The following is a 14,360-nucleotide window of genomic DNA, read 5'->3' as shown; positions in this document are numbered from 1 at the left end:
GGGTATGTTGCGCGCTCCCGCCCTGCCCGAGACGCGCGCGCACCGCCCCGGGCCGGTGGCCCGGGGCGGTGCGGTGCGGGCAGGGTCAGCGGCGGCCCACCTGGTCGTCGATGAAGGCGAACAGGTCGTCGTCGGAGGCCTCACCGAGGGCGTCGGCCAGCGAGCCGCCGCTGGGCCGGGGCTCACCGCCGAGCGCGGCGACGAGCCCGCGCAGCCGGTCGACCAGCAGTTCCCGCTCGTCCTCGTCGAGGTCCTGGGCCGCGACCCGCACCCGGTCGAGGTCGGCGTGCAGGGACTCGGCGCCGCGGGTGGGCACCAGCAGGCCGTCGAGGTGCGCGGCCAGCTCGGCGGCGGTCGGGTGGTCGAACACGAGCGTGGTGGGCAGGGTGAGCCCGGTGGCGCGGGCCAGCGCGTTGCGCAGGTCGACCGCGGTGAGCGAGTCGAACCCGAGGTCGCGGAAGGCGCGGTCCGGGTCGAGCTCGTCACCCGCCGCGAAGCCCAGCGCGCGGCAGGCGCGGTCGCGCACCAGCTCCAGCAGCCGCTCCCGGCGCTCGCCCGGCGCCAGCCCCGCCACCTCGTCGGCGAAGCCGCCCGCCACCTCCGGCCGCGCCGCGAGGAACGCCCGGACCTCGGGGATGTCCTCGATCAGCGGCCTGCGCCTGGCCGCGGCGAAGGTCTCCGCGAAGCGGGCCCAGTCGACGTCGGCCACCGCCAGGAACACCTCATCGGCGTCCAAGGCGGCCCCGAGCACGGCCAGCGCCCGCTCCGGGTCCATGGCCAGCACACCCCGGCGGGCCAGCTCCGCCGCGGCGCCCGGCTCGGCGGCCATGCCGACCTCCGCCCACGCGCCCCAGGCGATCGACAGCGCGTGCATGCCGCGGGCCCGCCGCTGCCGGGCGAACCCGTCCAGCCAGGCGTTCGCGGCGGCGTAGGCGCTCTGCCCGGCGCTGCCCCACACCCCGGCGTTGGACGAGAACGCCACGAACTCCTCCGGCTCGAACACCTCGTCGACGTGGCGGGCACCCGCGACCTTGGGCGCGCACACCCTGGCCCACTCCGTCAGGTCGCTCGTGCCGACCAGCGCGCTCTCCACGACGCCCGCGGCGTGGAAGACCGAGCGCACGCGGACCCCGCGCCCGGTCAGCTCGGTGCGCAGCCGGGTCACGGCCTCCCGGTCGGTGATGTCGCAGGCCACGGCCTCCACACCGGGCAGGTCGGGGTCGCCGCCGGACCGGCTGACCACCACGACCTGTTCCCCGCGTTGGACGAGCCAGCGCACCAGCCGGGACCCGATGCCGCCGGAGCCGCCGGTGACGAGCACGGCCCCCGAACCCGTCGCGCGCTCTCGCGGGGCGGGCGCGGGGGTGTCGTCGCGGACCAGGCGGCGGCCGAGCAAGCGGGACCCCTGGATCGAAAGCTGGTCCTCGTCACCCCTGCCGCTCACCACGCGGGCGAGCAGGTCGGCGGCATCATCCTCGACGGCGTCCTCCACAGTGGAGCCGATGTCGACGAGGCCGCAGCCGCCGCCCGTGCTCTCCAGGCCGAGCACGCGCCCGAGTCCCCAGAGACCGTCCTGCCACGCGTCATCGGCCCCGGCGGTCACGCACCACAGCGGTGTGGACGCGCCCGTGTCGCTGAGCGCCTGCGCGAGCCGCGCCGTGGACGTCCAGGCGTTCGCGACCCCGGCATCGGTGATGGAGGTGTCCGCTGCCAGCAGGGACACCACTGCCGTGGCGGGTTCCGCGAGCGCGCGAGCGAGGTCCTCCCGATTGGGGGTGAAGTCGACGGGGACAATGGTGCCTCGGCTGCGCAGCGCGTCGAGCACCGCGTTCGACCACCCCGGGGCGCCGTGCGGGACGACGACCAACCAGCGCGGGTCGACCTCCGCGTCCGGTGCCTCCACCGGCGTCCACGACACGCGGTAGCGCCAGTCGCGGGTGCTCTGCTCGGTTTGGCGCGCGCGCCACCAGGTCGACAGGCGCGGCACCACCACCTGCAACGCGGGCAGGTCATCGGCGTCGAGCATCCGCGCCAGACCCGGCAGGTCGGCGCGGTCGACGGCCGACCAGAACTCCCCGTCGACACCCGGCGCGGTCTGCGCCACCGGCTCGGGCCAGTACCGCCGCCGGTCGAACCCGTAGGTCGGCAGCGCGACCCTGCGCGCCCCCGCCAACTCCGGCGACCAGTCCACCTCGACCCCGCGCACCCACACCTCGGCCAGCGACGTCAGCACCCGGCGCACCCCGCCGTCTCCCCGGCGCAGCGTGCCCGCCACGACACCGGCGACGCCCTCCGCGGACAGGGTGTCCTCGGTGGCGGCCGTCAGCACGGGGTGCGGGCTGACCTCGACGAAGCTGCGGTAGCCCTGCTCGGCCAGCGCGCGCACGGCAGGGGCGAACCCGACCTGCTCGCGCAGGTTGCGGTACCAGTAGGCGGCGTCGGCTTCGGCGCCCGTGAGGAACCCGCCCGTCACAGTCGAGTACAGCGGGACGTCCCCGGCGGCAGGCGCCAGGTCGGCCAACTCCGCCGCCAGCGCGTCGCGCACGGCCTCCACCTGCGGGGAGTGCGAGGCGTAGTCGACGGGGACGAGCCTGGCCCGCAGGTCGCGCTCCTCGCACCAGAGCCGGATGCGCTCCAGCTCCCCCTCGGGGCCCGACAGCACCAGCGACGCGGGCCCGTTCACCGCGGCCACGGACACGCCGTCGAGCACGTCCTCCACATCGGACAGCCGGGCCTGCACCGAGAGCATGCCGCCGCCGTGCAGGTCGGCCAGCAGCCGCGAGCGGGCGGACACCACCCGCAGCGCGTCCGCCAGGGTGAGGATGCCCGCCACGTGCGCGGCGGCGACCTCGCCCTGCGAGTGGCCCAGCACCGCGTCCGGCCGCACGCCGTGCGCGCGCCACACCTCCGCCAGCGAGATCATCACCGCGCAGAGGGCGGGCTGCACCACGTCCACCCGCAGCAGGGCGTCGGCGTCGGCCAGCACGTCCCGCAGCGACCAGTCGACCAGGCCGGACAGCACCTCGGCGCAGCGTTCCATGGAGCGGGCGAACACCGGCGAGGTCTCCCACAGCTCCCGGCCCATGCCAGCCCACTGCGAGCCCTGACCGGGGAAGACGAACACGACCCGACCCGGGCCCGCGGGGGCGACGCGTCCGCTGATCAGCTCGCCCGCCGCCAGCGCGGCCGCGAACTCCGCGCGCGTCTCCCCCACCGCCACGGCCCGGTCCTCGAACCGGGACCGCAGCGCCAGGGTGTGCGCGACGTCGGCGACGGGCAGGTCAGCCGGTGCGGCGGCAAGCCGGGACAGCTGGTTGGCCAGCCCGCCCGCGCCACGGCCGGACACGACCCACGGCACGGGCCCGGTGACCGCCACCGGCCCAGGGGCGTCCACGGCGGGGGCCTGTTCGAGGATGACGTGCGCGTTGGTGCCGCTCACGCCGAACGCGGACACGCCCGCCCGCCGCGGCCGCCCCACCTCCGGCCACGGCCGGGCCGCCGTCGCCAGCTCGACGCGACCGGAGTCCCAGTCGACCTCGGGGGACGGCTCGTCGGCGTGCAGCGTCGGCGGCACGACACCGCGCCGCAGCGCCTCGACGGACTTGATGACCCCGGCCACGCCCGCCGCGGCCTGGGTGTGGCCCAGGTTGGACTTCACCGAGCCCAGGTAGAGCGGTTCGGCGCGGTCCTGGCCGTAGGTGGCCAGCAGGGCGCCCGCCTCGATGGGGTCGCCGAGCCTGGTGCCGGTGCCGTGCGCCTCCACCAGGTCCACGTCGGCGGTGGACAGGCCCGCGTCGGCCAGGGCGGTGCGGATGACGCGCTGCTGGGCCGGGCCGCTGGGCGCGGTGAGCCCGTTGGACGCGCCGTCCTGGTTCACCGCCGTGCCGCGCAGCACCGCCAGCACCTCGCGGCCCGCGGCCTGGGCGTCCGACAGCCGCTCCAGCACCAGGACGCCCACACCCTCGCCCCACCCGGTGCCGTCCGCGCCCGCGCCGAAGGCCTTGCAGCGCCCGTCGGCGGCGAGCCCGCCCTGGCGCTCGAACTCCCCGAAGAGGCTCGGCGTGGCCATCACCGTGACCCCGCCCGCCAGCACCATGCCGGTCTCGCCGCCGCGCAGCGCTCGGGCGGCCAGGTGCAGTGCCACCAACGAGGACGAGCACGCTGTGTCCACCGACACCGCCGGGCCGTGCAGCCCGAGGACGTAGGACACCCGGCCGGACAGCACGCTCGCGGCGTTGCCCGTGGCCAGGAGCCCTTCCAGCTCGGGGATGCCCTTCAGCCGCTCGCCGTAGTCGTGCAGGCTGGAGCCGAGGTAGACCCCGGTGTCGCTGTCGCGCAGGGTGTGCGGGTCGACGCCCGCGCGCTCCAGCGCCTCCCACGCGCACTCCAGCACCAACCGCTGCTGCGGGTCCATCGCCAGCGCCTCGCGCGGCGAGATGCCGAAGAAGCCTGCGTCGAACCCGGCGAGGTCGTCGAGGTAGCCGCCCACGCCCGCGCGCTGCCACCCGCGGCTGGACGGGACGGGTCCGAGGACATCGACTCCCCCGGCGACCACCTCCCACAGCGCCTCCGGCGAGTCCACACCGCCGCCGAACCGGCACGCCATGCCGACGACGGCGATGGCGTCGGTCTCCTCCCGGGCCCGGGTGGTGGTGGGCGCGGCGGTCGGGGCCGTGGTGCCGAGGATGGCGCGGTGCAGCTGCTCGGCCAGGGCTTTGGGGGTGGGGTGGTCGAACACGGCGGTGGCAGGCAGGCGGGCACCGCTGGCGGCGCTGAGCCGGTTGCGCAGGTCCACGGCGGTCAGCGAGTCGAAACCGACGTCGCGGAAGGCGCGGCCCGGGTCGAGCGCGTCGCCGTCGGCGTGGCCGAGCACGGCGGCGGCTTGGGCGCTGACCAGCTCCAGCACCGCGTGCCGCTGGTCGGCGGGGGACATCGCGGCCAGGCGCTCGGCGAAGGACGAGCGCTCGGCCCTGGCGGCGGCCTTGCGGACCGGGGTGCGGACGAGACCGCGCAGCACGCCGGGCGCGGTGGCGCCGGACCGCCAAGCCGAGGTGTCGAACCGGACGGGGGCGACGACGGCGTCCCCGGCTGCGCAGGCGCTGTCGAACAGCCCCAGCGCCTCCGCGGCCGACAGCGGCACGAGCCCACCGCGGCGCGCACGGTCGAGCAGCCGGTCCCCGAGGCGCCCGGCCATGCCGCCGGACACCCCCCACAGGCCCCAGGCCAGCGACACCGCGGGCCGTCCCGCCGCGCGCCGCTGCCGGGCCAGGGCGTCCAGGAAGGAGTTGGCGGCCGTGTAGGCGGCCTGCCCCGCGCCGCCCAGGAGCCCGGCGACCGACGAGAACAGCACGAAGGCGCGGACGCCGTGGTCGTCGGCCAGCGCGTCGAGCGCGACGGCGGTGTCCACCTTGGACCGGAACACCCGGGTCAGCCGCTCGTCGTCGAGCGAGTCCAGCAAGCCGTCCGCCAGCGACGCCGCGGTGTGCACGACGCCGGTGAGCCCGCGCTCCCCCACGGCGGCGCGCAGCGCGTCGAGGTCCGAGGCGTCACAGGCCAGGACGGTGAGCCGGTCGCCCAGCTCCGCGGCCAGTTCCGCCGCGCCGGGTGCCTCGGGCCCGCGGCGGCTCAGCAGCAGCACCTCCGCCACGCCCCGGGCGGTGATCAGGTGGCGGGCGACGAGCCCGGCCAGGCCATCGGCCGCTCCGGTCACCAGCACGGTGTCCTCCGCGCCGAACACGTCCTCGGCGGGCTCCGGGCGCCAGCGGACGAGCCTGGGGGCGCAGGCGGCACCGTCACGCAGGCTGAGCTGCGGTTCGCCGCACGCCGCCGCGCGCAGCACCGAGGGTTCGGACGCCTCATCCGTCTCGATGAGCACGAACCGCTCGGGGTGCTCGGCTTGGGCGGAGCGGACCAGGCCGTGCGCGGCGGCGACGGCCGGGTCCTCGGCGGCGATCCCGGTGACGACCGCGAGCCTGCGCTCAGCCGCGTTGGCGGCCAACCACTCCCGAAGGCCGTCCGCCGTCGTCGACGTCAAACGCAGCGCCCGCTCGGCGACCGGCACCCCCGCGTCGACGAGGGCGCGCAGGTCGAGCACGTCCACGTCCGCCGCGTCGGCGTCGGGCAGGGTCACCGGCACGAGGTCGAGGCGGTGCAGGGCCGTGTCCGCCGCGGGCGCGATCCGGTGCGGGGCGGCCCGCAGGCGCAGCGACGCCACGTCGAGCACCGGCCCGCCCTCGGGGTCGGTCACCAGCAGGGCGACCGTGTCGGCGTCAACGACGTCCAGGCGGCAGCGCAGGGCGGTGGCACCGGTCGCGAACAGCCGCACGCCGCTCCACGCGAACGGCATGCGCCGCTGCTCGGCGGCGTTGCCCGCGAAGGCCAGGCACTGCAAGGCGGCGTCCAGCAGCGCGGGGTGCAACGCGAACGACCCGCTGTCGGCCACGGCCTCGGTGTCGATCTCCGCGTACACCGAGCCGTCGTGCTGCCAGGCTGCGCGCAGGCCGCGGTAAGGCTCGCCGTAGTCGATGCCCGCGTCGGCCAGGCGGTCGTAGAAGCCTGTGAGGTCGACGGGTGTGGCGTTGGCGGGCGGCCAGTCACGCAGCTCAGTCCCCGTGACGGCGGTCGGGTCGGTCAGGACGCCGGTGGCGTGGCAGGTCCACGGGGTGTCGTCGTCGGCGCCTTCCGGGCGGGCGTGCACGCTGACGGCCCGGTCGCCCGCGTCGTCCGGGGCGCCGAGCAGCACCCGCAGGGCGGTGTCGCGGTCGAGGTCGAGCACCAGCGGGCTCGTGGAGGTCAGCTCGGCCAGGGTGGTGCAGCCCAGGTGGGCGCCCGCGCTCAGGGCGAGGTCGACGAACGCGGTCCCCGGCAGCAGGACCGTGCCCCCGACGACGTGCTCGGCCAGCCAGGGCGTGCCGCGCGGGGAGAGCCTGCCGGTGAACAGGTGCCCCTCCCCCGTGGCGACCACGGCGTTGAGCACCGGGTGCCCGGTCGAACCGATGCCCGGGACCGCGCGACCCGCACCGGGCAAGCCGGGGGTGGACAGCCAGTACCGGGTGCGCTGGAAGGCGTAGGTGGGCAGGTCGACGTGGTTGTGCGGCCCCGCGCCGAAAGCAGGCGTGAAGTCGACGGACGCCCCGCGCACGGCGACCTCCGCGAGGGAGGTGTGGAAGCGGCGCAACCCGCCGTCGTCGCGGCGCAGCGAGCCGACCACGACGGCCCGCGACTCGGTCGCGTCCAGGGTCTGCTGCACGGCCAGCGTGAGCACCGGCTGCGGGCTCACCTCGATGAACACGTCGTGCCCGGACTCCACCAGCGACGCGATGACCGGCTCGAAGTGCACGGTCTGGCGCAGGTTGCGGTACCAGTAGTCCGCGTCCAGCTCGGTGCCGCCGAGCACGGTCCGGGTCACCGTGGAGTGGAACGGGACCTCCGCCGCGCGCGGGGTGAGGCCCGCCAGCGCGGCGGGCAGGCTGTCCTGGAGCTTCTCCACCTGCGGGGAGTGCGAGGCGTAGTCCACGGGGATCTTCCGCGCACGCACCTCCCGCGCGGTCCACGCCGCCACCAGCTCGTCGAGCGCGTCGGGCTCGCCCGCGACCACGGTCGTGGCGGGGCCGTTGTGCGCGGCGACCGACACCCGCCCGGCGTAGCCCGCCAGCTCGCGCTCGACGTCGGCGGCGGGCAGCGCGACGGACACCATGCCGCCTGCGCCGGCCAGCGCGGTGATCTCCCTGCTGCGCAGCGCGACCGCCCGTGCCGCGTCGGCCAGGCTGAGGGCGCCCGCGATGTAAGCGGCGGCCAGCTCGCCCTGGCTGTGCCCCACGACCGCGGCCGGGGTGACGCCGTAGGACTTCCACAGCTCCGCCAGCGACACCATCACCGCGAACAGGGCTGGCTGCACCACGTCCACCCGGTCGAACCCGGGCGCGCCGGGCTCCTGCCGGACCACCGCCTCCAGCGACCAGTCGACGTGCGGGGCCAGCGCGTCCGCGCACGCCCGCAGCGCCGCGGCGAACACCGGCGCGGTGTCGAGCAGCTCGCGGGCCATGCCCGCCCACTGCGCGCCCTGGCCGGGGAAGACGAACACGACCTTGCCCGCGAGGTCGGCCTGCCCGGTGACGACCGACTCCGGGTCGAACGACCCCAGCGCCGACGCCAGCTCGTCCCGATCTGCGCCGATCGCCACGGCCCGGTGCGGCAGCGGCGAACGCGTGGTGACCAGGGCGCGCCCGATGTCGGCGGCGCTGTGGTCGCCCTCGCGCGCGAACGCGGCCAAGCGCTCGGCCTGCCCGCGCAGGCCCGCCGGGTCGGCGGCGGAGAACAGCCAGGGGACCGCGGGCAGGTCGGGGCTGTCGACGCGCTCGGGCTCGTCCGCCTCCTCCAGGATGACGTGGGCGTTGGTGCCGCTGCCGCCGAAGGACGACACGGCCGCGCGCCGCGGCTCGTCCCGGCGCGGCCACGGGCGCGCTTCGGTGAGCAGCCGCACCCGCCCGGCCGCCCAGTCCACGTGCGGGGTCGCGTCCTCGGCGTGCAGCGTCATCGGCAGCACGCCGCGGCGCAGCGCCATGACCATCTTGATCACACCGGCGATGCCGGAGGCGGCCTGGGCGTGGCCGATGTTGGACTTCACCGACCCGAGGTGCAGCGGTTCGGCGTCGGCGCCGCGCCCGCCGTAGGTGGCCAGCAGGGCCTGGGCCTCGATCGGGTCGCCCAGCCGGGTCCCGGTGCCGTGCGCCTCCACCGCGTCGACCTGGGCCACCGACAGCCCGGCCGCGTCGAGCGCCTGCCGGATCACCCGGCGCTGCGCCGGGCCGCTGGGGGCGGTGAGCCCGTTGGACGCGCCGTCCTGGTTGATCGCCGTGCCGCGCAGGGTCGCCAGCACCCGGTGCCCGCGCCTGCGCGCGTCCGACAGCCGCTCCAGCACCACCACGCCCGCGCCCTCGGCCCACCCGGTGCCGTCGGCCCCGGCGGCGAAGGCGCGGCAGCGCCCGTCCGCCGACAGCCCGCCCTGCCGGGAGAACTCCACGAACGCCCCGACCGTGGGCATGATCGTGACCCCGCCCGCCAGGGCCAGCGAGCAGTCGCCCGCCACCAGCGCCCGGCACGCCAGGTGCAGGGCGACCAGCGAGGTCGAGCACTGGGTGTCCACCGACACCGCGGGCCCCTCCAGGCCCAGGGTGTAGGCGACCCGGCCGGACATCATGCCCATGCCGGTCCCGGTGAGCGCGTAGCCCTCCAGCTCCCGGGTCAGGTCCGGCGAGCCCAGGCCGTACAGCGAGGACGGGGCGCCGGTGAACACGCCGGTGTCGCTGCCGCGCAGCGAGTGCGGGGCGATGCCCGCGCGCTCGAACGCCTCCCACGCGATCTCCAGCAGCACCCGCTGCTGCGGGTCCATCGCCAGCGCCTCGCGCGGGGAGATGCCGAAGAAGCCCGCGTCGAACCCGGCGGGGTCGCGCAGGAACCCGCCCGCCCTGGCGTGGAAGGTGCCCTCGTGGCCCGCGTCGGGGTGGTAGAGGGCGTCGAGGTCCCAGCCGCGGTCGGTGGGGAACGGGCCCACCGCGTCGGTGCCCGCGGCGACCAGCTCCCACAGGTCCTCCGGGGAGTCGACGCCGCCGGGGAACCGGCACGCCATGCCGACCACGGCGATCGGCTCGCCGTCGCGCTCCTCGGCCGCGCGCAGCCGCCTGCGCGCCTCGCGCAGCTCGGCGGTGGCCCACTTCAGGCTCGCCACCAGCTCCTCGTGCTTCGCCATCGCCGTCCTCACCTCGGGGCAGGGGGTCGCGCCGCGCTCAGCCTCGGCCGAACTCGCTGTGCAGCAGCGACAGCAGCTCGTCGGCGTCGGCCGAGTCCAGGTCGACCGGGTCCGCCCCGTCCGCCCCGGCGGGGGCGGGCTCGGCGGCGAGCCGGTCGGCCAGCCCGCGCAGCCGCCGGGCCAGCGGGCGCAGCGCGTCCCGGTGCCCCGGCTCGGCGCCCAGCCCGGCCACCGCCGCCTCCAGGGCGTCGAGGTCGGCGTGCAGGGTGTCCGGGGTCGCGGCGGGGAACAGCGCCTGCCGCAGGTGCCCGGCCAGCTCCGCCGCCGTGGGGTGGTCGAACACCAGCGCCGCGGGCAGGGCGAGCCCGGTGGCCCGCCCCAGCCGGTTGCGCAGGTCCACGGCGGTCACCGAGTCGAAGCCCAGCTCGCGGAAGGCCTTGTCCGCGGGCGGGACCTCGCCCTTCCGGTAACCTAGGACGGCCGCGGCTTGGGTTGTCACCAGTCTGAGTAGGTGTTCTCCCCGTTCCGCCCGGGTTAGGGTGCCCAGTTCCCGCACCAGGTCCGCCGCCGAGCCGTCCGCGCCCACCACGCCCGCCGGGACCGGCGCGGCGGCCTCGGGCAGCTCGTCGAGCAGCGGTCGGGGCCGGGCCGCGGTGTAGGTCGCGGCGAACAGCGCCCAGTCCACGTCGGCCACGGCCAGGGTCGTCTCGTCGGCGTCGAGCGCCCCGCCCAGCACCGCCAGCGCGGCGGCCGGGTCCATCGGGCGCACGCCCACCCTGGCCAGCTCGTCGGCCGCGGCGCCGGTGGCCATGCCGACCTCCGCCCACGCGCCCCAGGCGACGGCGAGGGCGTGCAGGCCGCGGGCGCGCCGGGCGTGGGCGAAGCCGTCGACCCAGGCGTTCGCGGCGGCGTAGGCGGCTTGCCCGGCGCTCCCCCACACCCCCGCGTTCGAGGTGAAGGCGACGAACTCGGCGGGGGCGAACACCTCATCGACGATCCGCGCTCCGTCCACCTTGGCCGCGCACACCCGGCCCCAGTCCGCGGTGTCGGTCCCGACGACCGCGCCCCGCTCGACGACGCCCGCCGCGTGGAAGACCGACCGCACGGCCAGCCCGCGCCCGGTGAGGGTGGTGCGGAGCGCGGCCACGGCGTCGGCGTCGGTGACGTCGCAGTCGACGACCTCGACGCGGGCGTCCACCTCGGCCGCCAGCGCCGCCGCCTGCTCAGATCGGGTGGCGGTGCGGCCGACGAGGACGACCTCCCGCTCGCCGCGCTCGACCAGCCAGCGGGCGAGCCGGAGCCCGATGCCCCCGGTGCCGCCGGTGACGAGGACGGCTCCCGTGCCGGTGGGCCGCTCGGCGGCGGGGGCGGCCTCCGGGGCGCGCACGAGCCTGCGCGAGTGCACGCGGGTGCCCCGGGCGGCCAGTTCGTCCTCGGTCGCCGAGCGCAGCGCCCACAGCAGCGGCGCCGGGTCGTCCGCCAGGTCGACCAGCCCGCCCCAGGAACGCGGGTGCTCCAACCCGATGACCCGGCACAACCCCCACAACCCGGCCTGCCCGGGGTCCGGCACGTCCTCGGGGGCGACCTTCACCGCGCCGCGGGTGACGCACCACAGTGGACTATCCATGCCCCTGTCGTGCAGCGCCTGCGCCAGGGTCGTCGTGGCCGCCCAGGACCGCGGCACGCCGGGGCCCGCCCAGCCCGGTGCGGCGGCGAGCAGCGACACCACCGCGTCCACGTCGCCCGGGAGCGCGGCCGCGAGGGAAACCCGGTCGGTCGCCGGGCCCACGCGGACCTCGGTGATCTCGCCGTCGGCGCGCAGCGCGGCGACGACGTCCAGCGCCCACGAGTCTGCGTCCTCGGGGACGACGACGCAGCGGTGGGCGGGCGTGCTGGGGGCGGGTTCGACCTCGACGGGCTTCCACCCCACCCGGTAGCGCCAGTCGGCCCCGGGCGTGGCGTGGTGCGCGCGCACGGGGACGGCCCAGTAGTCGCGGTGGTCGAAGGCGTAGGTGGGCAGCGGGACGCGGCGCCCGGTGGGGAACGCGGCCGACCAGTCGACCTCGACGCCGCGCACCCACAGCGCTGCCGCCGAGCGCAGGAACCGGTCGACGCCGCCGTCGTCGCGGCGCAGGGTGTCCCCGACCACGGCCTGCTCGGCGGTGCCGGTGATCGCCATGGTCAGCACCGGGTGCGGGCTGACCTCGACGAAGCAGTCGTGCCCCTCGGCCACCAGGTCCGCGACGGCGCCGCCGAAGCCCACGGGCTCGCGCAGGTTGCGGTACCAGTAGTCGGCGTCGAGGCGTTCGCCGTCGAGGACGCCCCCGGTGACGGTGGAGCGGAAGGTGACGTCGCCGGACTTGGGCGTGAGCCCGGCCAGCGCGGCCACCAGGTCGTCGCGGACCTGCTCGACCTGCGGGGAGTGCGAGGCGTAGTCCACCGGGACCCACCGGGCGCGCAGCCCCTCGCCCTCGCACCACGCCGCGGCGGCGGTCAGCGGGCCGGTGGCGCCGGACAGGATGGTCGCGCCGGGCCCGTTCACCGCGGCGACCGACACCTCCCCCAGCACGGGGGCCAGCGCCGCCACCGGGGCCTGCACGGACAGCATCCCGCCGGACCCGGCCAGGCGGGTGAGCAGCCGCGAGCGGGTGACGACCACCCGCAGCGCCTCCTCCAGCGAGAGGATGCCCGCGACGCACGCGGCGGCGACCTCCCCCTGCGAGTGCCCCACCACCACGTCCGGCCGGACGCCGAACGACGCCCACAGCCGGGCCAGGCACACCATCACCGCGCACAGCGCGGGCTGCACCACGTCGACCCGGTCCAGCAGGGCGGCCTCCGGGGTGCCCGGCTCGGCCAGCACCACCTCCCGCAGCGACCAGTCCACCAGCCGGTCGAGCACGTCGGCGCACTCGTCCATCGCGGCGGCGAACACGGGGTTGGCCGCCCACAGCTCGCGCCCCATCCCGAGCCACTGCGAGCCCTGCCCGGGGAAGACGAACACCACGCCGGCGCGGTCGCCCGCCGTGCCGGTGACGGCGTCGTCGAGGTCGTCCAGCAGCGACGCCGGGTCGCTCCCGATCAGCACGGCCCGCTCGGGCAGCGCCGCCCGGGTGGTGGCGAGGGAGAAGCCGATGTCGGCGGGGCTGCCGGAGACGGTGGCGAGCCTGCGCGCCTGCCGCGGCACACCGCCCTGCCCGCGCGCCGAGATCACCCACGGCACCACGGCGCCGGTGTCCGCCGACGGCGCCACCGGCTCGGTGGCGGGCGCCTGCTCCAGGACCACGTGGGCGTTGGTGCCACTGACGCCGAAGGAGGACACGCCCGCGCGGCGCGGCCGGTCAGCGGGCCACGGCTGGGCGCGGGTGAGCACCCGGACACCACCGCGCGACCAGTCGACGTGGGGGGAGGGCTCGTCGGCGTGCAGGGTGCGGGGCAGCACGCCGTGGCGCATCGCCCCCACCACCTTCAGCACCCCGGCGATGCCCGCCGCGGCCTGGGTGTGCCCGAGGTTGGACTTCACCGACCCCAGCCACAGCGGCTCGCCCGCCCGGTCGCGGCCGTAGGTCGCCAGCAGCGCCTGGGCCTCGATCGGGTCACCGAGCACCGTCCCCGTGCCGTGCGCCTCCACCAGGTCGACCTCGCCGGGGGTGAGCCCCGCGTCGGCGAGGGCGCGCTGCACCACCCGCTGCTGCGCCGGGCCGTTGGGGGCGGTCAGGCCGTTGGACGCCCCGTCCTGGTTGACCGCGGTGCCGCGCACGACGGCCAGCACCTCGTGCCCGAGGCGCTGGGCGTCGGACAGCCGCTCGACGAGCAGCACCCCCACGCCCTCGCCCCACCCGGTGCCGTCCGCGCCCGCGCCGAACGCCTTGCAGCGCCCGTCGCCCGCCAGCCCGCCCTGCTTGCCGAACTCGTCGAACATGTCCGTGGTCGCCATGATCGTCGCGCCGCCGACCAGCGCCAGCGCGCACTCACCGCGGCGCAGGGCGCGCACCGCCAGGTGCAGGGCGACCAGCGACGACGAGCAAGCGGTGTCGACCGTCGCGGCCGGGCCCTCCAGCCCGAGGGTGTAGGAGATGCGGCCGGACAGCACGGCGGCGGCGTTGCCGGTGGCCAGCAGGCCCGCCAGGTCGGGGTTGCCGCGCACCCGCTGGGCGTAGTCGTGCAGGCTGGACCCGAAGTAGACGGCGGTGTCCGACCCGCGCAGCGACAGCGGGTCGATGCCCGCCTGCTCCAGCGCCTCCCACGAGCACTCCAGGGCCAGGCGCTGCTGCGGGTCCATCGCGGTGGCCTCGCGCGGGGAGATGCCGAAGAACCCGGCGTCGAAGCCGCCCGCCCGGTCCAGGTACGCCCCCGGCCGGGCCACGCCCGCGGGCCAGCCCCGGTCGTCGGGCGGGGCGGCCACCGCGTCGCGCTCGGCGGCCACGAGGTCCCACAGCTGCTCGGCGGAGGCGATGCCCCCGCCGAAGCGGCAGCCGGTGCCGACGATGGCCACGGCCTCGTCGGCGGGCGGGGTCGCCGCCCGCGCCCCGGCCGCTCGCTTGCGCAGCCGCTCGTTCTCCCGCAGCGCCGAACGCAGTGCCTCGACGAGCTTGCCGGAGTCGTCCATCGC

Annotated in this window: 1 protein-coding gene and 1 pseudogene; both read right to left on the bottom strand. The window is 77.0% G+C overall.

What is annotated here, in order from left to right; genetic code table 11:
- Positions 1-85: 85 nt before the first annotated feature.
- Positions 86-9,748 carry a type I polyketide synthase gene (locus BJP25_RS10810; protein ID WP_075974675.1) on the bottom strand — a complete coding sequence of 3,221 codons (9,663 nt, stop codon included), beginning with the start codon at positions 9,746-9,748 and terminating at the stop codon, positions 86-88.
- Positions 9,749-9,785: 37 nt separating this feature from the next.
- Positions 9,786-14,339 (bottom strand): annotated as a pseudogene (locus BJP25_RS10805) (type I polyketide synthase); the annotation flags it as partial.
- Between the last annotated feature and the right edge of the window lie 21 nt (positions 14,340-14,360).

Origin of the sequence: Actinokineospora bangkokensis (genome assembly GCF_001940455.1) — a bacterium.
GTDB classification, from domain to species: domain Bacteria; phylum Actinomycetota; class Actinomycetes; order Mycobacteriales; family Pseudonocardiaceae; genus Actinokineospora; species Actinokineospora bangkokensis.
The sequence above is the reverse complement of the archived record's forward strand: the minus strand, read 5'-3'. Positions and strand labels throughout refer to the sequence as shown.